Here is a 21,219-nt window from a genome sequence, read left to right as displayed (position 1 = left end):
TGTGTTCATGGGCATAGGCGGGGTGCTGGCCTTGGGCTGCTCTATAGGACAAGGTCTTGGTGGCTTATCTACGCTATCGCTGAGTTCGCTTATCGCTTGTCTTGGTATTCTACTAGGGGCACGAATTGGGGCCAAATACCCATTACCACCAACTAGCTCGCCGTAATTTACGTGCAGCAGCTCGATTCAAATCTTTAGCACGCTGTTCGGCAAACTCTCTTTCTCCGGGCTCATACGAGCCCTCGTACATGCAGCTTTGTGGATCCCAACGACAAGCCGCCGCATTGGTTACCCCAGCTGCCGGTGGTGCTGTGGGCCCAGAGGGGCTACCACAAGCGGTTAATAAACAAACCAAGCCAACCAACCCACTCATCCGCAAACCTCTACGCATCTCTTTTTCCTTTTGCATTAAGACTTTTTATGCAAATAATCCTTATCCAAAAATGTACACACCCACTCGGGTTTATATACCACTAGCGTAGCAATCGACATCCCATTGATCAATCCCTCGGGAAATAACATTAAAGGGATTATTTTTAAATAGTCTTCGACCAATACACGCCAACTGTAGAGATCCTGCCAAGCATAATACAAAGCAAATGCGCCCATTTGCGCCGTAATGGTAAGCGCCGCATTAGCAAAACCTGCAATAAAAATATAAACAAACAAATGGCGTGGCATGTAGCTGTAGCTCAATAAAAAAATAAAATAGCTCAAGCTAATCGGCCACACGACGCCATACAACCAATTCATGCCGAACAGCGCCCATTGATCGACTCCCATGAGTGTACTTACCAGTAATGCCACACTAGCAACCAAAAGGCTTAAGCGCCACCCCAGCATTAACGCCAAAGTAGTTAACCCCAAAAAATGCAAATGTAAGCCTGGTTGAATACCCGTACGTACCATCCACAAAGAGACCAGAATTAGCATGCAAATCAGACTGAGCTGTTGTATAGCTGTATCTTTAATAAAAGCACGCCAATCAAAATGCCAAGCAGCGACGGCTGTCACGGCCAAAGCGACCAATAAGCTCACCATGGTGTTTCCTGAGAATAGCTGATATTAGTTATTATGCGTAATCATCTGCTGAGTATCAAAGCCTAGGCTCTGGGCATAATTAATAAGCTGAGTAACCACATGCGGATCCTCTTGGGGGGATCGTGACAACACCCATAAATACTTCCGGTTTGGCGAGCCTACCAAAGCGGCTTGGTAGTCGCCTTCTATTTTTAGAATCCAATAGTCCCCCCACACCAACGGTAGCCAAGATAACCACTTGGGCGCAAAGCGTACCTCCAGTACGGCTGGGTTTAATGGTGTCACCGCATCAGATAACCGACCTTCGCCCTGCGCTTCTACTCCCTCACCATTTGCCTGCACACACTGATTTTTTACCAGTAAGGAGTTTACTTGAAATATATAGTGAGCTTGGACGTCTTTTGCACACTGCTTTTGAAAGCGATTTGGCAGTCGAGCCTGTTCATACCACGTCCCTGCATAACGCTGTAAGTTGACATCTGGTTGGGTCGGTAACATGTGCGCCTTCGAGCAAGCGCTCAAAAATATGACGCCTACTACTATGAGCCACTTTCGCATGGTTTTCTCCTTATCGCATTAGAGCTAGCATACCGCACCCTTGGCCTACCTGAGTAAAAAAGACAGGCTGTTTCAGTTTTAGGCTTGAATCTGCTGATCTCGCCCAGCATATAAACCACTGATTAGCATCATCACAGCAATCACAAGACAAAAAATCAAAGTACTCGCCCAGGATTGGCTAATATCATGCATCTTACCCGTTAATGCGGGTCCTCCTGCCGCTAATAAATAGCCGATAAACTGCGCCATCCCCGACAACGCCGCGGCCAAAGGCGCGGTCGCGACTCGCATTCCCACAAAAGATAGTGCCAGCACAAAAACCGCCCCCGAACCAAAACCTAAAATAACACTCCACCACCAGGCGGCATCCGGATACAACCACAGCCCCAGCAGCCCCACAAACACTGGCAGCATCATGAGTACCACCACTATACGTTGATCTTTAAAACGAGCAATCAATGGCACAATAACCAAACCCGGTATGGCTGTTGCTAACTGCAAAACCCCCTGCATGCTTGCTGCCTCATCGGCGCTAAAACCCGACGCCTGCAACATAGCCGGCAACCAGCTAACAACAATGTAATACATCAAAGAATTCAAACCCAGAAATAGCGATACCTGCCACGCTAAAGGATGACGCCATAAAGATATTGATGCACTACGGCGACGCTGCTCTGCTTGAGGACGGCCTTTGTGACGTTGTGGCCACCACACCACTAACGTAATAAGAATCATTAGACTCATGGCCAAAAGGGCTATACGCCAACCCCAAACATGCGCAATAGGCACGGTCACCGCTGATACCAGAGCAGCAATAATTCCCATGCTCAAAGCATACAAGGAGGTAATCAACGCAATACGCTGGGGGAAATCGCGCTTAATTAAACCTGGCAAAAGCACATTACCCAATGCGATGCCCACCGCAATGATATTGTTACCCATATAAAGAGCGGCTAAATGCGGTAAAGAACGTAGCCCTACTCCAATTAACATGAACCAAATGGCATAATAAAGACTACGCTCCAACCCAAAGCGCTGAGCAACGCTAGCACTACACAATGACACCAAGGCAAATACAAATAACGGCAAAGAAGTCAACAAACCCAGAGCTGCTGAACTTAACCCCGTATCAATCTGGATTAAATCCACCACAGTCGGCAAGCTCGTAATCGGCGCGCGCAGGTTAGCAGCAATACACACAATGCCCAAAATCAACCATTCAGGGCGTCGTAATAATTTCATAGTTATCCTAAAGCTATAACAGTAACAAAGTAATAGGATGACTTTACGTCATCCCTTCCCCGTCATAAAGGCGTTAATATGACAATCAATAGCTCAAATCAGACAAACCCGTGGCACGCCTACGGCATGAGCCCTATTAACCCAGACCAATTAACGGGGGCTTTATTCGTATTACAGACACAAATTGGGAAAACAGCGGCAGAGCTGCCATTGCATCAACATCAAAATGGCCAATTAATTCTTGTGCATCAAGGCGTAGTAACCTGCAAGGTAGAAAACGGCTATTGGCTGGTGCCCCCAAACAGTGCCATGTGGATCCCAGCTGAACATATCCATAGCAACCATAGCTCAGCCAATGCAAAGGTGTCTTATGTGTTTATTGATCGCTGTATTGGTCAGCTGCCAGCCACCGCTCAATTACTTGCCATACCCGCTTGGATTCAAGCCCTTATCCAACAGTTGGCTCACGAACCCTACCCGTATGAAAACAACGCGTTGACTTGTGCCATGCAAGAAGTACTGATCATGGGACTACAACAAGTTAAAACCTTAGATTTGTATGCGCCATTGCCCACAGAGCCACGCTTGCAACAAATGGCACAGTCGATTTTGCAGCATCCTCAACAACGGATTCGACTCAGCACATGGGCGCAACGCTTTGCCTGCAGTGAGCGAACGCTAGCGCGCCATATTCAAAAACAAACCGGTATGAGTTTTCGTCGATGGCGCCAACAACTCTTGATTTTATTAGCTTTACAAAAACTGGGGGAAGGCCATGCCGTCAAACGCATTGCTAGCGATCTTGGTTATGAATCCCCCAGTGCATTGATTGCGCTTTTTAAGCAAATCGTAGGCGTAACGCCTGGACAATTTCAGCTTTAAGCCAAGTCTTGCGCTTGACTGATTTTCACGCCCTGCTCAGCAAACACGTCTTGCGCGACGCGTAATGCATTTAGTGCGCGCGGAAACCCCACATATGGCACCAAATGCATAATACAACCAACAATTTCATCGGGGGTCAGCCCTACATTTAATCCTGTCACCACATGCATCCCAATCTGAGGCGTGCCTTGGGCGACTAAAGCGGAAATGGTGGTCAGTACTTTTTGTTTATTATCTAAGCCTGGCCGTGCATACACATCACCAAACGCAAACTCCACCACCCAACGCTGCAAATCCGGTGCCACGTCTTTAAAACCGGCACCAATATCCATGTGCCCAGTGGCACAGTCAGGGGTAGGCACCGTCAGCTCTTTAAGTTTGTCTAAACCTTTTTGATAACGATCTGTGGTCATGTTCTTTCTCCATACAATAAAAACAAACACCCTATAGTAGCAAATGGCGCCTGCCTTATTTTGCAAAAGACTTTACAATAAGCAAGTAAAAAGGTTTTCTTTATTAGGGAATTTATCCATGTCATCCCTCTGCAAACTGAATCGCTGGTTTCGACTTTCAGTCGCTAGTGTACTTTTTGTTGCCCACCTCCTCCCGACTTATGCCTGCACTCGTGTGGTCTATCTAGGAGAACAGCAACATGTCATTACCGCTCGCTCCATGGACTGGAAATCGGATATAGGCACGAATTTATGGATATTCCCTCGGGGCATGAAACGCTCAGGTGAGGCAGGTCCAAACTCTATTCAATGGCAGTCCAAATACGGCAGCATTATCGCTTCTGGTTATGATATTGCCACTACAGACGGCATGAATGAAAAAGGGCTCGTCGCCAATGTACTTTGGCTAGTAGAGTCTTCTTATCCTATTTATGATGGCAGTACGCCTGGCCTATCTATTTCAGCGTGGTCTCAATATGTGCTGGATAATTATGCTACGGTACAAGAAGCTGTTGAAGCCCTAGCACAACAACCTTTTACTCTCGTTACTGATAAACTTCCTGGCGAAGACCGGCTCGCCACACTACACCTCTCTTTATCCGATGCCAGTGGCGACAGCGCAATCATTGAATATATTGATGGCAAACAAGTCATTCATCATGACCGTAGCTATCAGGTAATGACCAACTCCCCTACTTTTGAACAACAGCTTGCTCTCAATACCTATTGGGCACAAATTGGTGGGCTCAATATGCTGCCCGGCACTAACCGAGCTGCAGATCGTTTTGCAAGAGCTTCTTTTTACGTCAATGCGATTCCCAAAACTGATAATCCAGTAGATGCTCTTGCCAGCGCCTTAAGCATCATTCGTAACGTATCCGTGCCCTATGGGGTCAGCACCCCCGATCAGCCTAATATTTCCTCCACGCGTTGGCGTACTCTCGCTGACCACAAAAACCAGCTGTATTTTTTTGAGTCTGCTCTAGCACCGAACGTTTTTTGGGTCGACCTAAAACAAATAGACTTCTCGGAAAAAACAGGACAGGTTAAAAAGCTCACCCTTGGACCTAATCAGGCCAATATTTATGCTGGCGAGGTTAGCCATGCTTTTCAGCGCAGTGAGCCTTTTCACTTTTTAGGACTTGCTCAGGAATAGGCATGGCTAATAACGCATAGCTAAGGCTTTTACCATGCGCATCTACGGCCAGCGAGCGCGTAACCCCTCCCCCCAAAGCTCCCTCTAACACAAAATGCAAAGCATGGAGCTGGGGGAGCTCGTAACGGATCACAGAGCCTTTAACTTTTTCTCCTAAAAACTGCTGCACTCGCTCCGCAGTTAAAAACCGTTTTAACCATATAAAATCCGACGCCTGATAAGTGATCACGGATAAAGTGGAAGTATTGCCTTTATCACCAGTTCTGGCATGAGCAAAATCATAAAGATGCATCCGAAGTCTCCCAGATTTTTACAATAGGCTGCACTACCTGTTCAGGGATAAGCACCGATGCCACCGCCACGATCTCTTTGACCCATTTCTTTGCGCCCCCGCCGCCGGCTGGCCCATTGGTATAAAGCGCTTCAACCTCATTGCCTATGGTTTGTGCTGCCTCTCGTGTTTGTGTTCGTCCTGAGACACGCAACAAGACCTCATACGGAGCAATACGTTGATAACTCGTGCTAATTGCATCACCATGCAAAGCGCTCACTCCTATTAGATCGCCACGCAACTCACTATAGTCTACCCCTAACTGCTGTAGTCGCTCCTGCACCACTTGATACGCAAGCTCCGCTCGCTCTTTAGCACTTGGCCCTGCGTAAGCGATTTCTCCAGTGCCTACATAACCATCTTGATAGCCAATAGATACCTTAAGCAAACCACTTTTTTCTCGACCCGACGCACCCTGTATAGCAATTTGTGATGGTCCAACTTGCGTAAATTGCACCTGACTAAAATCCGCTTGTACATCAGGCGTCAGATAGCAATGGGGATCATGAATCTCATAAAGGAGCTGTTCCGTGCAATTAGCAATAGAGAGCTCCCCCCCACTTTGCGCTAGCTTCGAAAAAACCGCATTCCCTAAAGCATCGACATCAGCATAAGGAAAACCAAGATTCGCCAGACCAGCCACGGGTTTTTTAACCGGATCGGCATAATACCCCCCCGTAAGCTGTCCTGCACACTCGAGTAAATGACCAACGGCAGTGCCTTTACCTAATCGCTCCCAATCCGTTAGCTCCCAACCAAACTCGTACACGCACGGTGCTAAATATAAAGCAGGGTCCGCGACACGGCCAGTGATGACGACATCTGCTCCTAGCTCAAGCGCCTGCACAATTCCCGTTACGCCCAAATAGGCATTTGCCGAAAGCATGGATTTTAATGTTTGTGAGGACTGTCCTGTTTCCAACAAAGGCAAGTCATGGGCTTTAATGTAATCCGTCACATTATCCCCTGTGACGGAGGCTATTTTAAGCTGCGTCAAGCCCATGCTATCCGCTAATTTTCGTACTCGTTGAGCTGCTGCTAACGGATTTGCGGCTCCCATATTCGTGATAATTTTAGTGCGGTTGGCTACACACGCCGGCAACACCGCGCGAAAACGTGCCTCGAGCAACAAGTCATAACCCGTTTGCGCATCCGCTTGCTTACGCTGCTGCGCCAGAGCTATCGTACGCTCGGCTAATGCCTCGAAAATCAAATAGTCTAACTGCGCTTGCTGAGCTAAAGCCTGAGCCGGCTCAATACGATCCCCAGCAAACCCCGCCCCAGCTCCTAAACGAATCGTTTTCATTGTGATCACCTTTGCTTTTAAATAGGGATAACACCAACCAAGATCGCCACAAACGTCATCACTAAAGAGGCCGCCCATAAATATAAGAAGCTAAAGCGTTGATGCGCGCCCAGTTCAATCCCACATAAGCCAACCAATAAAAAGGTAGCTGGGGTCAGAGGGCTAATCGGAAACCCGGTGGTCATTTGTCCCATAATCGCTGCTTGTCCCATACTAATGGGATCTACGCCCAATAGCTGTCCAGCCTCTGCCATAACGGGTAAAACGCCAAAGTAAAAACTATCAGGATCAAACAATAGACTCAACGGCATAGAAAAAATAGCGGTGACCAAAGGCAAATACTGCGCTTGATCGGCCGGCACATGCGCAGCGGCAAACAACGCCATTTCGCTGAGCATTTTGCTCTCTTTCATAATGCCAATAAATACCCCTGCCGCAAATAACACACTAGCCATCATCAGTGCTGCTTTCGCATGCGCATCAATACGCTCGCGCTGTGCTTGCGCTTTAGGGTAATTCAGCAATAACGCCAATACGGTCCCCACCATAAAACACACAACCGGTGGAGCCCAGTTAGCTATCATGGCATACAGCACCACAACCACTAACGTGATATTGACCCAGAACAAATAAGGACGATGCAAATCAGAGCATGACACGGATTCTTGGGCCTCGGTTGTACCCATGCCCAGGCTCACCCCAGCACGCTGCAAACGCCCTTCTTCCTTTTTACCTAACCACCATGCCGTCACATAGACAAACAGTAAGCCCGCTATTTGTACTGGTAGCATAGGGGTATAAAGTTCAGTAATAGTGCTATCTAAGGAACTAATAGCTCGTAGCGTTGGCCCACCCCAAGGCAGCATATTCGCCACCCCAGCGCTCATTGCTACCACGCAAGCCAATACGCGCTTATCTAGCTGTAAACGCTCAAACAAGGGCAGCATAGCAGGCACCACAACTAAAAAGGTTGATGCCCCAGATCCATCTAAATGTGCCAATGTTGCTAACACTGCCGTGCCTAAAGTAATACGAGCGGGATGATTGCCCACTAGCCGCAAAATACGCCGAATAATCGGCTCCAGTGTGCCCGCGTCATTCAATATGCCAAAAAATAAAATGGCAAAAATGAACATGCTCGCCATCGGCGCAATGGACTTGATACCACTAACGATAAATGCGCCCGTTTCTGTACCAAAGCCACCAAGCAAGGCAGCCACAATAGGCACAATAATCAGTGCCACCAGCGCTGAGAGACGATTTGTCATGATGCTCGCAAGCAAAATAACAATCGTCAACAACCCTAAGAGTGCCAACATGTCTATGTCTCCTTTACTTTTATGGATTATTTAACGTATTGTAAATAGCTTGATTTATTAGTAAATTGAAATAATCTTATAATAGTTATTAGGTTTTCCTATGATTCATGGTGCCAAACATCTTCGCGCTTTTTTAGCGGTAGCCAAACTCAAAAGCTTTACACTAGCGGCCAGAGACTTACATGTATCGCAACCCACGCTCAGCGTACAAATCCAGCAATTGGAACAACATTTGAACGTCCAACTTTTTGAACGAGATCGACGACACGTTCGCTTAAGTCCTGATGGTCAGCGCCTTTTTCCTGAGATTGAAAAACTCTACGAAGCGACTCAACGGTTATTTCAGGCCAACAGCAATCATTTACCAACGCCTGTACACCTACGCCTCGGTGTTCTGCCATCTATCGCTGCAGCCGTTTTGCCACAGGTACTGCCCCCATTTAAAAAAACCTATCCCCACATCCATATCGAAATTCACGATGCCGTAGATCTAAACCTAATAAAAATGCTTAAAAGCCATGAAATCGAATTTGCATTAGGTGCGCATTTAAGCACAGAAAAAAATATCCGCTACACCCCATGGAAAGAGGACACAATGAGTGTTTTTTATCCTATTGGCCATCCTATAGAGCAAATCAGCGCTCCCTGCCTGACAGATATTATTCAATACCCACAAGTCGTGACTACCCTCAATACCAGCGTGCGCCAAATCGTCGATGCGGCTTTGCATGCCTTATCACTTAAAATGGAAATCGCAGTAGAAGCCCATTACCTTTCTACCGCTGCAGCTCTAGTGCAATCCGGCTTAGGGCTTGCGATCTTGCCCACCTCTGCCAGTCAAGCTGTCTGCATGACGCACCTACGCTCCACACCCATCGCCGCTCCCTCTTTAAAACGACAACTTGTTGTTTTACAACGCGAAAACCAAAGTCCGTCCTTAGCTGCCCAACAATTCATTCAATTTTTGCTTAATTTCTCTACAAGTTAAACGTCGAGCAGTCTTGATTAGTCTTATATAAGACCCTTGACCTTTTACTTATACTCAAATAAAGTATAAGTCTGCCACGTTGAAAATAACGCGCTGTGTTTTTTTAACCTTTTAATACTCGATTTGAGCATAATATGAATCACGTGCAATCTACGGTACCGCCTTTAGCTACGGTGCTGATCGAGCCTGTAGTACGAGCGACCCTAGCCGAAGACTTAGGGCGCGCAGGCGATATCACTAGCGATGCCATTATCCCCGCTACCACTCAGTCAGAATTGTATTTGGTCGCGCGCCAAGCCGGTGTACTCGCTGGTCTAGACCTAGCGCGGCTTGCTTTTATGCTGGTAGATCCCAGCATCGATTTTGAAAGCTTACTCCAAGATGGAGCACGCCTAGAACCAGGTAGCCGCATTGCGCGTATCGCTGGGCCAGCACGAGCTTTGCTCACCGCGGAGCGTACTGCTCTTAATTTTCTGTGCCATCTTAGCGGGATTGCCAGCATCACAGCTACAATTGCAGATCGCATTGCCCCTTTGGGCTGCAAGGTCACCTGCACGCGTAAAACAACGCCCATGTTACGTCATCTCGAAAAATACGCCGTGCGTGTAGGGGGCGGCAGCAATCATCGCTTTGGTTTAGACGATGCCATCCTCATCAAAGACAACCATATTGCTATTGCCGGCAGCATCCAAACCGCCGTAGAACGCGCGCGTGCTGCAATCGGTCATCTGGTCAAAATCGAAGTCGAAGTCGATACTCTAGAACAGTTGGATCAAGCGCTCGCACTCGGTGTTGACGTGATTCTATTGGATAACATGGATATCCCCACCCTCAAAGAGGCCGTACGTCGTATTAATGGACGAGCTATCAGTGAAGCGAGCGGAGGAATCACTCCAGATACGGCGGCAGCCATTGCTGCCACAGGTGTTAACCGCCTTGCCATCGGCTGGATCACCCACAGTGCCCCCATTTTAGATATCGGTTTAGATGCGCTCAACCCCGCATAGGTAAACATTATGAAAGCAAAAGCTCTATGGGCTGGCCTGGCCGCCATAGCTCTTAGCGCCGTGGCTGCACTAACCTGGCGCCCACAGGTCGAGGCCGCCGCCACAACCCAAGACATCTACCCCAGCAAGCCTGTCACCATTGTGGTTACTTTCCCCCCCGGCGGGGGTACCGACCTGCTAGCGCGTAAGCTGGGCGAGGCCTTGGAGCAACGCTGGCGCCAGCCCGTGATCGTAGAAAACCGCCCAGGTGCCAGTGGCAATATCGGAGCGCGCTATGTGGCCGACAGCCACGCCGATGGCCACACCCTACTTATGGTTAATAGTTCGTTTGCCATCAACCCCGGGGTTTACCGACAACTTGGCTTTAATCCAAAAAAGGATTTTGCCCCAATCATTAATGTGGCATGGATCCCTTCGGTATTGATTGTCGGCGAACGCAGCTCGGTTAATACCTTAGAGCAAGCCCTCGCACAAACACAAGCCGGCTCGGTCGCCTATGCCTCATGTGGCAATGGCACCCCTCAACACCTAGCCGGAGAAATGTTAGCCGAACGCACCCAACAACCACTACTTCATATCCCCTATCGGGGCTGTGGCCCTGCTGTTTCTGATATTATGGCTGGCCAAGTTCCCATGGGCTTCGTGACCATTGCCAGCGCGATGGGCTTTGTACAGCACGGCAAACTCAAGCCTTTGGCTGTTACCTCTCCCACGCGCAGTCCTGTTATGCCTGATGTCCCCACCATGGCTGAGCTTGGTATAAAAGACTATGAGCTAAATCAATGGCATGGGCTGCTCGCACCAGCCGGCACCCCATCCGCGATCATCACACAAATTAATCAAGAGCTAAGCCAAATTATGCAGCAAGAAAAAATTCAACACGAACTGCAAAATTTAGGTTATACTACGACTCGTAGTACAGCAGATGAATTTACACGCATTATTCATGCGGATATTGATCGCTTTGCCGCACTTACACAACGTGCTGGCTTACAAATCAACTAAATTCATCCTTTTTAATTTTTCTGCAAAAAACACTTGCACAAAATTAAAAAACCATGCTATATTACAGGTCTTGGCTCATTAGCTCAGCAGGTTAGAGCGACGGAATCATAATCCGCAGGTCCCCTGTTCGAATCAGGGATGAGCCACCAAAATTCCCAAAACCCCGCTAAAATTTAGCGGGGTTTTTTTATGCCTTATTTTTCAAAACGGGCAAATCACTCTGCCCGCTTTAGGCTAACGCGCTTGTTTAGCTAGTGGTAATTTTGTTCCCGCAATCGCTCGCTCCTGAATCACATCCCCCTTAAACCGAAACAGCTTAGCTGGACGGCCAGCCGTGCCCGCTGTCATCGCGCCCGTTTCTTCTACTAAATTTTGCTGCTCAACCAAACGTCGGAAGTTTTGTTTATGCAACACCCGCCCCGCAATCGCTTCTACGGTTTGCTGTAATTGCAATAAAGTAAATGCTTCGGGCATGAGCTCGAACATCACCGGACGATATTTAATTTTTGCACGCAAGCGCGCCATACCTGTGGCCAAAATGCGCCGATGATCATAACGCATCGGCAATCCTAGCGCCCCCTCTTCTCCAAGCTCGTTACTATCACGTGTAGCTTCTGCCACTAACCCCGCTTCAAATAATAACTCGTAGCGCTGCAGCACCATGTCCTCGTTCCAAGGAGAGCCATCCAAACCAAATGCATAGGCCACACGTGGCCAACGCAAAGGGGCTTGAGTACGATCCATCTGCGCCCACCTTGTTAATGCCGGAATCAAATGCTGACTTAACAAGTCGGGCATGCCAGCACGCCAGTCTTCCCACGGAAAATAGCGATACCAGTCCTGCCAGCCTACCTCGGCAACATCCGCATTCGCGCTTTCTACGGTTAAGGCCAAATAACTCACGGAAATCACGCGCTCGCCCGAAGCATAAAAACGCCCTTTGTCTGCAAAAGTATATAGCTGCTCCACATAACCCAGCTCGTGCTGCGTTTGCTCCTCTACCCACTGTCGCAACCCATTTTGCAAAGAGCGGTGGGAATGTTGTAACGGCCCTGCCGGCAAAGCCCGTGCACACTGCGTGGTCAGTACACGCGGCTGACCTTGCGTAACCGCGACTAAAACGGCGACCAGCTCAGCTGACAAAGAGGCATCCATCTCCATCCCCAACCTTTAAAAATCCTACTACTACAAAAAGCGAACCCAACACCTTTAACACGGTGTCTTTTGCTCGCCCAATTGCGCTTTAAGCCTAAATAATTTCAATAAAGATGAGCTAAACTGTGTATCATCTAGAGACTTTTCTCCTAAAGTAACCAACAACAGTTGATTAACTGGTCGCAAACGACGATATTGGTTTAACTCCCAAACCGTCCCTCCAAACCTTACAGCTAGCTCTAATAAGTATCTTTGATCCAACCCCAATCGTTTTACAAAATTTCCTAAGGGTCGATGGTGATAAGCTCGCCCTGTATAGCGTAAAAAACTTTTACTCTCAGTATGCTGCAACAACCACACCGCTACTTTTTCTGGGGTCAACACCAAACCAGGATTAGTTGAACAAAACACATAAAATGTTCTGAGCTCTTGCATTGTTCTGGTATCTACAATTTTAAAAACGTAGAGCAAAAGCTTAATCTCTTTACCACCGCGACTGCGTAATACGACTGGAGCCTCAGCATACCAAAAACTATTTCCGCTTAGCTGCTCCCCAAAAATCTGCTGATAGGGCAACGGCATCTTGGCATAGTTAACCGCATAAAACTCTAATTTTTCTGCGACCGCTGATGGTGTTGTATATTCATTAGCACTACTCCAACATTTCGTAGAAGGAGAAACCACAGCAAACACATTACGCCCACTTTGTTGCCACGTCTGCCATAGTTGATTCGTGTGCTCTTCGACCCAATGAACTACAGGCACATCTAAACTACATTTTTCAGTCCAGTCCATCGCAAATTCCAGCTCAAAACGAGCTGATTTATTTTTTGGGCTTCGTTGTAGAGTCACACCGTTATCCCATCTTTCTGTATCGCTCAATTGCAGCAAAGGGGCAGCCAATAGCTCTCCGCTCCCTGCCCCAATCACACTCGCATACATTTGGGACTGAATAGCCCTTAACCGCTGTTTAACATGGTGAATTAAAATCGGCTGATCTGAAGCTAATAAAGCCGCTTTCTGCACAGCCTCTTGCTGATACTGCACCGCCTGCTCGGATAAAGCCATGGTTAAACGCTTGTTCTTTGCTTCGGACCACAGGTCAAAAGCGGCCGAACCAAATGCCATCTCATCAACCAAGCTTACTGTTTGGCGTAATGTACTTATATCAATACATTGCTTGGACAAGTTATTACGAGCAAAAACGGATTTTAATGTTTGCATACGTATAAAATTTATCAAATTGATACTGGCTCTTTACGAGCAGCATAAAGAGCTAGCCAAACCACCCTAAATTTTGCTCTACCACACAAAACTCAGGGTTAAGCTCAGTGCTCAAATTACTCATGTAACTGATACTGATTACATAAAGCAAGAAATTCGGCCAGCCGTGGCGTCTCTATCCCTTCCTGCTCAAGAATTTCAGCCACATGGGGTGCGGCCTGAGCAGATTGCCTTGCATCTAAAAATAACCAACGGCTGCGGCGTGCCAAAACATCCTCAACCGTACGCGCGTACTCATAACGCACGGCAAAGCGTACCATTGCTTGGCTCAACCCGGGTAGGATTTCCTGATCCGCTCCGTCTAGGCTCTGTACCCAGGCAGCTTCGCTACCATAAACACGCGCATCTGGCTGGCTTTGTAAACTACGATTTTGCCTATCTACCGGAGCTCCTACCAAGACCAAAGATTTTGTCGTCGATGGAGCCAAATGCCCTAACACCCCCTGCTGCGTACAGTGTTTTAAGACATCTTCGGCCATGGCACGGTAAGTCGTCCATTTCCCCCCTGTCACCGTAACCAAACCCGAGGAGCTACTTAAGATAGTATGTTCACGACTTAATTGTTTTGTGCTACCAACCGAATCTGCTTTCACTAAAGGACGCAGCCCCACCCATACGCTGCGTACATCGGCACGGGTGGGAGCTTTGGCTAAGTAATTAGCGGCCTCGGATAAAATAAATGTGATTTCCTCCTCGAACGCTGCTGGCTCACGTGCCAAATCATGACGTGGGGTGTCCGTGGTTCCTAAAATCACTTTTCCTAGCCAAGGCACTGCAAAAAGCACGCGTCCATCTGCGGTTTTCGGTACCAGCAAGGCATGCTCACTGGGCAAAAAATCCCGATCCACCACCAAATGTACTCCTTGACTTGGGCTCACCAAGCTCTGTACGGGTTGCTGCGTATGCTGAGCATCCGTACGCCGTAAATCATCCACCCATACGCCCGTCGCATTAATGACACAGCGTGAATGAATGGTATAGCGCTCTTCGGTTTCTGCGTCCTCACAGATCACCCCAGCAACTTGTTGATTGTCATACAGCAAGTCCACTACTGGGCAATAGTTCACCACCAACGCTGAGTTAGCCGCCGCCGTACGTGCCAAAGCCAGCGCCAACCGTGCATCATCAAACTGTCCATCCCAATACATGACCCCGCCTTTTAGCCCGTTCTCTTTTACACCAGGCAATGCGGCCAAAGCTTGACGCCGCCCTAAAAAACGTGTGCTTCCTAAACCATCTTGACCTGCGAGCGCGTCATACGCTTTAAGCCCGATGCCATAAAAAGGGGTTTCCCAGCATTTATAAGAAGGCATCACAAAGCCCAAGGGCGAGGCCAAATGGGGGGCATTACGCAGCAACGTTGTGCGCTCGTGTAAGGCTTCGCGCACAAGCGCAATATTGCCCTGTGCCAAATAACGCACCCCACCATGGACGAGTTTCGTCGCCCGAGATGAAGTGCCTTTAGCAAAGTCGTGTGATTCTAACAATACAACAGATAAACCACGCGCCGAGGCATCGACCGCTATACCTAAACCTGTTGCTCCACCACCGATTACGATAAGATCAACCTCGTTGATGCGCGCTAAAGCGGCCATGATTTGAGATCGATCTGCTGGTAAGGGAGAGATTCTTGAAGTCATGAAGGATAAACCAAAAAAAACAAACGCAGCCTATAGTTTAATTCAAGCTAGGGGTAAACTTTAAGGATTACATGGAAATGATGGTGATATGACATATTTACTTGCGCTAGACCAAGGCACATCCAGTTCGCGTGCCATTGTATTTGATCGCTACGGTAATAGCATCAGTGTGGCACAACAAGAGTTTAACCAACACTACCCTCAATCGGGTTGGGTAGAGCATGATCCCATGGAGATCTGGCATAGTCAGCTCCACACGGCACAGCAGGTCCTAAAACAAGCCAACCTAAAGGCTAAAGACATACAAGCCATTGGCATTACGAACCAACGAGAAACTACCCTGCTCTGGGATAAACGCACTGGAAAACCGCTTGCCCCCGCTATTGTGTGGCAAGACCGGCGCTCTGAACCCCTGTGTGCAAAACTTCGCGAACAAGGTCACGAAAATCGCATTTTTGAAAAAACCGGCCTACGCTTGGATGCGTATTTTTCCGCAACCAAAATCGCGTGGCTGCTGGAACAGCATCCTAACGCACGAGATTTGGCAGAACAAGGGCATCTGGCTTTTGGGACGGTGGATAGCTGGTTAATTTGGCAATTATCAGGTGCCAGCACCCATGTCACCGACACCACCAATGCGTCACGTACCCTACTTTTTAATATCCACACCCAACAGTGGGATGCTGAGCTGCTACAATTATTTGGCATACCTGAATCGATATTGCCCTCTGTACAAGCGTCTAGCAGCTACTTTGCTACTACCGATGCCCGTCATTTTGGCCACTCCATCCCTATTCATGGTGTAGCGGGTGACCAACAAAGTGCGCTGTTTGGTCAAGCCTGCTTTCAGGCGGGCATGGCTAAAAACACTTATGGTACAGGATGCTTCATGCTCATGCATACGGGGCACCAAGCGCAACCCTCACAAAATGGACTCATCAGCACCTGTGCGGCGCAACATGATAGTAACGCGGCTTATGCCTTAGAGGGAAGCGTGTTTGTCGGGGGGGCGGTGGTGCAATGGTTACGTGATGGTCTGGCCGCCTTTGATCACAGTCATCAAATCGAAGCCTTAGCACTCAGTGTGCCGGATTCGGGTGGTGTGATGTTTGTTCCTGCCTTTACTGGGCTCGGAGCGCCTTACTGGCAGGCTGAAGCACGCGGCACGATTACCGGACTAAGCCGTGGTAGTACTATGGCCCATATTGCCCGTGCCGCTTTAGAAAGCATCGCTTATCAAAGCACCGCCTTACTTGAAGCCATGAGTCGCGATGCCTGTCAAACCGGCTCTGCCCCGCTCACCGAGCTGCGTGTAGATGGGGGGGCAAGTCAAAACAATTTATTGATGCAGTTTCAGGCTGACTTATTAGGTATCCCAGTCGTGCGCCCCACGCTTATCGAAACGACGGCACTTGGCGCAGCCTATTTAGCGGGACTTAGTGCTGGTGTTTATGCTCATGTTGATGAACTACAACACTTATGGCAAATTGATCGCGTCTTTGAGCCCTCGATTTCGCGCGAGCAAGCCCAAGAACTCATGCATAAGTGGAATCACGCTATTCGACAAACCTGCGCCTAAACGGCTTTCCCTCTATTTAAGGATCTTCTATGCGTAACTTAGCCTTAGCCATTGGCGTTTTTATTGTAGTGTTGGTGGCACTAAGCTTTGGGGAGAAAATCACTAGCGAGCTTTTTATCTGGCTGTCTCATATCACAGGGATGGCTATGCATCAGCTTCAGGATCTTACTTTAGTCATGCAGCGCTATGTTCAAGCTAACTGGGGTAAAGTGCTGATCGCACTCGCGTTAACTGTCCCCATTAGCCTATGGATTAGCCGACAAAGTCAACAAGGCGAACCCAGTGACCGTATTCACAAAAAACGTAAAATAGCCATTTTTCTTGCCGTGTTTTTAGGTTGGCTTGGCATACATCGCTTTTATTTAGGGCAAATCGGTTGGGGGCTAGTTTACATCGTTATCTTTTATCTCTTTGCCCCACTTATTGTACTGATTAGCTGGATTGACGCGCTACGCTATGTATTAATGAGCGATGAAGACTTTGCACTCCGGTTATAAACATGGCTTTTTTTCACGTACGTACTTATCTACAACAGGCCAGCCCTAACGATTTTGATGAGCATTTGCTTCAGTCCACACTACACCATGGCCCGCAAGCGATTATTTGGCAAGGGCAACAGGGGCTAGTGGTGCCTCGTACTTATGCTCAGCACCCTCGCTTTAAATACAGTCTGCAACAACTACAAGCCCTGGGCTGGCCCCTGACAGTACGTCAATCAGGGGGTGGTGTGGTCCCCCAAGGGCACGGCATCTGGAACATTAGCTTAGCGTGGCGACAATACGGACGCCCTTTGGATTTAGCCGGCCCGGCTTATGCTTTATTATGCCGGCCACTGCAAAAAGCATTCGCCGATGTAGGAATAAAAGCCAATACCCAAGCGGTGGAGGGGTCATTTTGTGATGGCCGTTATAATCTTGCCATTTGGCACCAGCACCAAGCCAAAAAAATCGTGGGTACGGCACAGGTGTGGCGCCGCTGCGCGCCCCCTCTGACTGTTCCCTCACCCACTCGCCAAGCAGGCGACCCGTCTGATTGGCATGTTGTACTGTGCCATGCACTGGTGCTCATCCACGTCGATCACGAGCTTGTCACTCACTACGCTAATCTTGTTGAACAAACACTAGAGCGCACACAACGCTACCAGGCCCAACGTATTGTTAGCCTTAATACCCTAAACATTAGCTCTGAGCAGTGGCTGTCTCGGTTGCAATACCATTTGCGTCAGCAAGCTGTGCCTCATGATCAAGCATTGTCATCACACTCGGAATCGAATCATGAATAGCACTCGCTCCCAATTTTTTCGTAATCCCCATACGATTAAGCTTACGGCGAATCGCTGGGTTAACCTCGGATAATAATAAGCGGATCTGTTTACGCTTGCAGCTATCTACGGCCTTGTCCAGAGCCGATAAAGCTGTACCATCGGCAAACGGCACATGATGTAAACGTAACACCACAGTATGCACATTGCTATCCACCTGCTCCAATGCGCGCTCAAAAGGGTCCACCGCAGCAAAGAAAAAAGGCCCCTCTACGCTAAAGACCGCCACATGAGCCGGCACTTGGATGGCATCCGCAGCAAATTCTCGCTTTAAAGCACGCGCTGACTGAGGTTCAACACGTACACTATCGGCCATGCGCTTTAAAAAATGCAGCATGGCTAGCACAACCCCGATATTGACAGCGACAACCAAATCAGCAAAAACCGTCAACCCCAGGGTGACGAGCAAAATCAGCACATCCGCTTTAGGCGCGCTTCGAATTGTATGCCACACAAGCCGAGGCTGGCTCATATTCCATGCGACCATAAATAAAATCGCCGCTAAAGTGGCCAAAGGAATGTGTACGGCTAAGGGAGCTAAAACAATTAGCACCAGCATCAGTACAATGGCATGCACAATACCAGCAATGGGACTATTTCCCCCATTACGAACGTTGGTAGCTGTACGCGCAATCGCGCCTGTGGCCGCAATCCCCCCAAAAAGCGGTGCTAGAATATTAGCTACCCCCTGTCCGATGAGCTCCTGATTCGAGTTGTGGCGCGTATTGCTCATGCTGTCTGCCACCACCGCTGATAATAACGACTCAATTGCCCCCAGCATGGCAATAGCAAAAGCCGGACCAATGAGCTCAACCAAGCGGTTAAGACTGATTTCAGGTAGCTGAAAACTGGGCAGCCCCCGAGGGATTTCCCCAAAAGCACTCCCAATGGTTGCCACACTAGAGAACTGAAAAATCGACTGCACCAAGGTCAACACCACCAGCGCGACCAAAGGACCAGGAATACGCTGCATGCGAGGGATACGCGGCGTATAAATCACAATCAATAACGACAAAACAGCAACAAAAGTCGTCATCAAATCCATTTGAGGGAAAGAGGTGATCAGCTGCCAGAACTTTTCATGAAAATGCTGCCCTGTTACAGCGGGCAAGCCAAAAAAATCTTTCCACTGCCCTACCCAGATAATGACACCAATCCCCGCCGTAAACCCCACAATAACAGGAGCGGGGATAAACTTAATAATTGCTCCCAAGCGCGCAGCGCCCAGCAGCAAAAGAATAACCCCCGCCATCAGCGTAGCTATCTGTAAGCCATCCACGCCATGTTGCGCCACGATGGCAGACAGAATCACGATAAACGCCCCGGTAGGCCCTGCAATCTGAACGCGGCTACCACCTAAAATCGAGACGGCCAGGCCGGCTACAATCGCGGTGTAAATCCCCTGTTCTGGTTTAACGCCCGACGCAATAGCAAAGGCCATGGCCAAGGGCAGCGCCACAACCCCGACAATAATGCCCGCGATACAGTTTGAAACCCAATGTTTACGCGCCAACAAGCCGGCGCGCTTGGCCTCGAGTAAAGCGATCATTGAAGACTATCCTAAATAAATAATTGATTAACTGTATCTATTTATTTAAGCGCTTGGCGTCGATTTTAGCAACCGCAAGCTATTCAAAACCACTAATAGGCTTGCTCCTACGTCGGCAAAAACGGCCATCCACATCGTTGCTACCCCAGCTATAGCAAGCGCTAAAAACACCAATTTAATTCCAATTGCGGCACTAATATTCTGCACCAAAACACGATGTAACCGCTGAGACAAACGAATCGTATACGGGATGTTAGCAAGGTCGTCATTCATAATTGCAATGTCTGCCGTTTCAATGGCCATGTCCGACCCTAACGCCCCCATAGCAAAACTTAGGTCTGCTTTTGCCAAAGCGGGAGCATCATTAATTCCATCTCCTACCATGGCACTAAACCCTTCAGTTTGTGTACGCTCTGTGATAATGCGTAACTTATCTTCTGGTAGTAAATCCCCTTGGGCTAGAGGAATCCCTGCCTGGTTTGCTACATGCTGCACAGCCGCGCTGTTATCTCCCGATAACACTTCCACCTTTACTCCTAGCCGAGATAAATCAGCCATTACGGCCTGGACCCCGGATTTTATTTGATCTGCAATCGCAAACGCGGCAACCACCTGCTGTGCTTTGGCTAAGTAAACAAAACTGGCTCCCGCTTGTTGCCATGTTTTCTGCCAAGATATTAAGTCTGCACTAAGCGGTGCATGGCTCAGCCAGCTTAAACGCCCAAGCTGCCAGCTCACACCGTTTTGTGTGGCCATCACACCCGCTCCCGCAACCGCTTGAAAATCCTTTACCGGCAATGCGGACACAGCCCCCTCCAGTGAGCGTGCTAGCGCTTGCGAAGCCGGATGATCAGAACGGCTCGCCAAAGCATAAGCCATCTGCTCCACCGTTTCTAATGGGTACGCTGGCGCCACCCATTGGTCCTGTAAAACCGGCATCCCTGCTGTAATCGTGCCCGTTTTATCTACCGCTAAATAGTCCAATCGTCGAGCGCGCTCTAAATGTAATCCCCCTTTTACCAATAGACCTGCCTTGGCGGCAGTAGCTAAAGCGCTTACTACTGCTACCGGTGTGGAAATCACTAATGCGCAGGGGCAAGCAATCACTAACAAAACCAGTGCTTTATAAACCCAATCCAACCACGTACCACCAAACAACCATGGACCTAATAAGGCAAGCGCTAAAGCTCCAAACGTCACGATAGGCGTATACACCTGAGAAAAACGATCCACAAAACGCTGTACAGGCGCTTTGCTTTGTTGTGCTTGCTGCACTGAAATGGCAATACGAGCTAGCAAACTCTCATCATAAGTACCTTGTGTGCGGTATTGCAGCTCGCCCATGCCGTTAATCGAACCCGCATACAGCCTATCTCCGCTCTGCTTAAGTACAGGTAAACTTTC

At 48.6% G+C, this 21,219-nt stretch carries 22 protein-coding genes and 1 tRNA gene; 10 read left to right on the top strand and 13 right to left on the bottom strand.

Translation table 11 applies throughout. The features are described 5' to 3' along the window. Positions 1 to 7: 7 nt before the first annotated feature. Positions 8 to 166 carry a YeeE/YedE thiosulfate transporter family protein gene (locus tag Q1V74_RS05915; protein WP_300647480.1) on the top strand — a complete coding sequence of 53 codons (159 nt, stop codon included), beginning with the start codon at positions 8 to 10 and terminating at the stop codon, positions 164 to 166. Here the strand turns inward: Q1V74_RS05915 and Q1V74_RS05910 are convergent. The 4 genes from Q1V74_RS05910 to Q1V74_RS05895 form a co-directional block, all read right to left on the bottom strand. After that, positions 143 to 391 (bottom strand): hypothetical protein, encoded by a 249-nt coding sequence (locus tag Q1V74_RS05910; protein ID WP_260648889.1) that lies wholly within the window; start codon positions 389 to 391, stop codon positions 143 to 145. The two genes, Q1V74_RS05915 and Q1V74_RS05910, sit on opposite strands and share 24 nt — an antisense overlap. A gap of 17 nt (positions 392 to 408) precedes the next feature. Then, on the bottom strand, positions 409 to 1,041 hold the full coding sequence (locus tag Q1V74_RS05905) for an energy-coupling factor ABC transporter permease (RefSeq protein ID WP_300647479.1): 633 nt from the start codon (positions 1,039 to 1,041) through the stop codon (positions 409 to 411). A gap of 24 nt (positions 1,042 to 1,065) precedes the next feature. Next, positions 1,066 to 1,539 carry a lipocalin family protein gene (locus Q1V74_RS05900; RefSeq protein WP_300647478.1) on the bottom strand — a complete coding sequence of 158 codons (474 nt, stop codon included), beginning with the start codon at positions 1,537 to 1,539 and terminating at the stop codon, positions 1,066 to 1,068. A 138-nt stretch (positions 1,540 to 1,677) separates the two neighbouring features. Next, the gene (locus Q1V74_RS05895; RefSeq protein WP_300647477.1) at positions 1,678 to 2,841 is read right to left on the bottom strand and encodes an MFS transporter; all 1,164 of its coding nucleotides are present in this window, start codon (positions 2,839 to 2,841) and stop codon (positions 1,678 to 1,680) included. Positions 2,842 to 2,919: 78 nt separating this feature from the next. Here Q1V74_RS05895 and Q1V74_RS05890 point away from each other — a divergent pair, with 78 nt between their 5' ends. Further along, entirely contained in the window at positions 2,920 to 3,723 is an 804-nt protein-coding gene (locus Q1V74_RS05890; protein WP_300647476.1) for an AraC family transcriptional regulator, read from the top strand. Here Q1V74_RS05890 and Q1V74_RS05885 read toward each other — a convergent pair. Next, on the bottom strand, positions 3,720 to 4,136 hold the full coding sequence (locus Q1V74_RS05885) for a carboxymuconolactone decarboxylase family protein (protein ID WP_300647475.1): 417 nt from the start codon (positions 4,134 to 4,136) through the stop codon (positions 3,720 to 3,722). The two genes, Q1V74_RS05890 and Q1V74_RS05885, sit on opposite strands and share 4 nt — an antisense overlap. A 118-nt stretch (positions 4,137 to 4,254) precedes the next feature. Between Q1V74_RS05885 and Q1V74_RS05880 the strand changes: the two genes are divergently transcribed. Further along, the gene (locus Q1V74_RS05880) at positions 4,255 to 5,331 is read left to right on the top strand and encodes a linear amide C-N hydrolase (protein ID WP_300647474.1); all 1,077 of its coding nucleotides are present in this window, start codon (positions 4,255 to 4,257) and stop codon (positions 5,329 to 5,331) included. On the opposite strand, the gene Q1V74_RS05875 is transcribed toward Q1V74_RS05880, so the two are convergent. Genes Q1V74_RS05875 through Q1V74_RS05865 form a run of 3 tightly spaced genes read right to left on the bottom strand, consistent with a single transcriptional unit; the run spans position 5,273 to position 8,287 of the window. Continuing rightward, complete coding sequence (locus Q1V74_RS05875; protein WP_300647473.1) at positions 5,273 to 5,623, bottom strand: hypothetical protein; 351 nt, start codon at positions 5,621 to 5,623, stop codon at positions 5,273 to 5,275. The genes Q1V74_RS05880 and Q1V74_RS05875 overlap by 59 nt on opposite strands. After that, entirely contained in the window at positions 5,610 to 6,968 is a 1,359-nt protein-coding gene (locus Q1V74_RS05870) for an acyclic terpene utilization AtuA family protein (protein ID WP_300647471.1), read from the bottom strand. The genes Q1V74_RS05875 and Q1V74_RS05870 overlap by 14 nt, the downstream gene beginning before the upstream one ends. Positions 6,969 to 6,985: 17 nt before the next feature. Beyond that, the gene (locus Q1V74_RS05865) at positions 6,986 to 8,287 is read right to left on the bottom strand and encodes a citrate:proton symporter (protein ID WP_300647469.1); all 1,302 of its coding nucleotides are present in this window, start codon (positions 8,285 to 8,287) and stop codon (positions 6,986 to 6,988) included. Between the two features lie 100 nt (positions 8,288 to 8,387). Between Q1V74_RS05865 and Q1V74_RS05860 the strand changes: the two genes are divergently transcribed. The 4 genes from Q1V74_RS05860 (at position 8,388) to Q1V74_RS05845 (ending at position 11,436) form a co-directional block, all read left to right on the top strand. Next, positions 8,388 to 9,275 carry a LysR family transcriptional regulator gene (locus Q1V74_RS05860; RefSeq protein ID WP_300647467.1) on the top strand — a complete coding sequence of 296 codons (888 nt, stop codon included), beginning with the start codon at positions 8,388 to 8,390 and terminating at the stop codon, positions 9,273 to 9,275. Positions 9,276 to 9,409: 134 nt separating this feature from the next. After that, positions 9,410 to 10,282, top strand: a complete 873-nt coding sequence (gene nadC / locus Q1V74_RS05855; RefSeq protein ID WP_260648893.1) for a carboxylating nicotinate-nucleotide diphosphorylase — start codon at positions 9,410 to 9,412, stop codon at positions 10,280 to 10,282. Between the two features lie 9 nt (positions 10,283 to 10,291). Continuing rightward, positions 10,292 to 11,287 (top strand): tripartite tricarboxylate transporter substrate binding protein, encoded by a 996-nt coding sequence (locus tag Q1V74_RS05850; RefSeq protein ID WP_300647465.1) that lies wholly within the window; start codon positions 10,292 to 10,294, stop codon positions 11,285 to 11,287. Between the two features lie 72 nt (positions 11,288 to 11,359). Next, positions 11,360 to 11,436 (top strand) — tRNA-Met (locus Q1V74_RS05845). Positions 11,437 to 11,521: 85 nt separating this feature from the next. Here Q1V74_RS05845 and Q1V74_RS05840 read toward each other — a convergent pair. From Q1V74_RS05840 to Q1V74_RS05830, 3 genes are all read right to left on the bottom strand, one after another. Further along, on the bottom strand, positions 11,522 to 12,442 hold the full coding sequence (locus tag Q1V74_RS05840) for a hypothetical protein (RefSeq protein ID WP_300647464.1): 921 nt from the start codon (positions 12,440 to 12,442) through the stop codon (positions 11,522 to 11,524). A gap of 54 nt (positions 12,443 to 12,496) precedes the next feature. Beyond that, the gene (locus tag Q1V74_RS05835) at positions 12,497 to 13,666 is read right to left on the bottom strand and encodes a hypothetical protein (protein ID WP_300647463.1); all 1,170 of its coding nucleotides are present in this window, start codon (positions 13,664 to 13,666) and stop codon (positions 12,497 to 12,499) included. A 116-nt stretch (positions 13,667 to 13,782) separates the two neighbouring features. Further along, on the bottom strand, positions 13,783 to 15,366 hold the full coding sequence (locus Q1V74_RS05830) for a glycerol-3-phosphate dehydrogenase/oxidase (RefSeq protein ID WP_300647462.1): 1,584 nt from the start codon (positions 15,364 to 15,366) through the stop codon (positions 13,783 to 13,785). 88 nt (positions 15,367 to 15,454) lie between these two features. Here Q1V74_RS05830 and glpK point away from each other — a divergent pair, with 88 nt between their 5' ends. Genes glpK through Q1V74_RS05815 form a run of 3 tightly spaced genes read left to right on the top strand, consistent with a single transcriptional unit; the run spans position 15,455 to position 18,227 of the window. Further along, positions 15,455 to 16,945 carry a glycerol kinase GlpK gene (gene glpK / locus Q1V74_RS05825; protein ID WP_300647461.1) on the top strand — a complete coding sequence of 497 codons (1,491 nt, stop codon included), beginning with the start codon at positions 15,455 to 15,457 and terminating at the stop codon, positions 16,943 to 16,945. A 29-nt stretch (positions 16,946 to 16,974) separates the two neighbouring features. Then, entirely contained in the window at positions 16,975 to 17,442 is a 468-nt protein-coding gene (locus tag Q1V74_RS05820) for a TM2 domain-containing protein (RefSeq protein ID WP_300647460.1), read from the top strand. A gap of 2 nt (positions 17,443 to 17,444) precedes the next feature. Then, positions 17,445 to 18,227: a lipoate--protein ligase family protein gene (locus tag Q1V74_RS05815; RefSeq protein ID WP_300647459.1), complete on the top strand. Its 783-nt coding sequence runs from the start codon at positions 17,445 to 17,447 to the stop codon at positions 18,225 to 18,227. Here the strand turns inward: Q1V74_RS05815 and Q1V74_RS05810 are convergent. Both Q1V74_RS05810 and Q1V74_RS05805 read right to left on the bottom strand, forming a co-directional pair. Beyond that, positions 18,124 to 19,815 carry a SulP family inorganic anion transporter gene (locus Q1V74_RS05810; protein ID WP_300647458.1) on the bottom strand — a complete coding sequence of 564 codons (1,692 nt, stop codon included), beginning with the start codon at positions 19,813 to 19,815 and terminating at the stop codon, positions 18,124 to 18,126. The two genes, Q1V74_RS05815 and Q1V74_RS05810, sit on opposite strands and share 104 nt — an antisense overlap. Positions 19,816 to 19,860: 45 nt before the next feature. Beyond that, positions 19,861 to 21,219 (bottom strand): cation-translocating P-type ATPase (locus Q1V74_RS05805; protein ID WP_300647457.1); only part of this gene is annotated, 1,359 nt, incomplete at its 5' end.

This window comes from Paenalcaligenes sp., assembly GCF_030152715.1.
Classification (GTDB): domain Bacteria; phylum Pseudomonadota; class Gammaproteobacteria; order Burkholderiales; family Burkholderiaceae_B; genus Paenalcaligenes; species Paenalcaligenes hermetiae.
This window is presented reverse-complemented; position numbering and strand designations above follow the sequence as displayed.

Bases quoted from the DNA above. Each gene is read 5' to 3' on its own strand.
- Q1V74_RS05830 (WP_300647462.1), bottom strand. From the start codon at position 15,366: ATGACTTCAAGAATCTCTCCCTTACCAGCAGATCGATCTCAAATCATG.
- Q1V74_RS05915 (WP_300647480.1), top strand. From the start codon at position 8: ATGGGCATAGGCGGGGTGCTGGCCTTGGGCTGCTCTATAGGACAAGGT.
- Q1V74_RS05810 (WP_300647458.1), bottom strand. From the start codon at position 19,815: ATGATCGCTTTACTCGAGGCCAAGCGCGCCGGCTTGTTGGCGCGTAAA.
- Q1V74_RS05900 (WP_300647478.1), bottom strand. From the start codon at position 1,539: ATGTTACCGACCCAACCAGATGTCAACTTACAGCGTTATGCAGGGACG.
- Q1V74_RS05840 (WP_300647464.1), bottom strand. From the start codon at position 12,442: ATGGATGCCTCTTTGTCAGCTGAGCTGGTCGCCGTTTTAGTCGCGGTT.
- glpK (WP_300647461.1), top strand. From the start codon at position 15,455: ATGACATATTTACTTGCGCTAGACCAAGGCACATCCAGTTCGCGTGCC.
- Q1V74_RS05865 (WP_300647469.1), bottom strand. From the start codon at position 8,287: ATGTTGGCACTCTTAGGGTTGTTGACGATTGTTATTTTGCTTGCGAGC.
- Q1V74_RS05850 (WP_300647465.1), top strand. From the start codon at position 10,292: ATGAAAGCAAAAGCTCTATGGGCTGGCCTGGCCGCCATAGCTCTTAGC.
- Q1V74_RS05885 (WP_300647475.1), bottom strand. From the start codon at position 4,136: ATGACCACAGATCGTTATCAAAAAGGTTTAGACAAACTTAAAGAGCTG.
- Q1V74_RS05870 (WP_300647471.1), bottom strand. From the start codon at position 6,968: ATGAAAACGATTCGTTTAGGAGCTGGGGCGGGGTTTGCTGGGGATCGT.
- Q1V74_RS05910 (WP_260648889.1), bottom strand. From the start codon at position 391: ATGCGTAGAGGTTTGCGGATGAGTGGGTTGGTTGGCTTGGTTTGTTTA.
- Q1V74_RS05815 (WP_300647459.1), top strand. From the start codon at position 17,445: ATGGCTTTTTTTCACGTACGTACTTATCTACAACAGGCCAGCCCTAAC.
- nadC (WP_260648893.1), top strand. From the start codon at position 9,410: ATGAATCACGTGCAATCTACGGTACCGCCTTTAGCTACGGTGCTGATC.
- Q1V74_RS05895 (WP_300647477.1), bottom strand. From the start codon at position 2,841: ATGAAATTATTACGACGCCCTGAATGGTTGATTTTGGGCATTGTGTGT.
- Q1V74_RS05905 (WP_300647479.1), bottom strand. From the start codon at position 1,041: ATGGTGAGCTTATTGGTCGCTTTGGCCGTGACAGCCGTCGCTGCTTGG.
- Q1V74_RS05890 (WP_300647476.1), top strand. From the start codon at position 2,920: ATGACAATCAATAGCTCAAATCAGACAAACCCGTGGCACGCCTACGGC.
- Q1V74_RS05835 (WP_300647463.1), bottom strand. From the start codon at position 13,666: ATGCAAACATTAAAATCCGTTTTTGCTCGTAATAACTTGTCCAAGCAA.
- Q1V74_RS05860 (WP_300647467.1), top strand. From the start codon at position 8,388: ATGATTCATGGTGCCAAACATCTTCGCGCTTTTTTAGCGGTAGCCAAA.
- Q1V74_RS05820 (WP_300647460.1), top strand. From the start codon at position 16,975: ATGCGTAACTTAGCCTTAGCCATTGGCGTTTTTATTGTAGTGTTGGTG.
- Q1V74_RS05880 (WP_300647474.1), top strand. From the start codon at position 4,255: ATGTCATCCCTCTGCAAACTGAATCGCTGGTTTCGACTTTCAGTCGCT.
- Q1V74_RS05875 (WP_300647473.1), bottom strand. From the start codon at position 5,623: ATGCATCTTTATGATTTTGCTCATGCCAGAACTGGTGATAAAGGCAAT.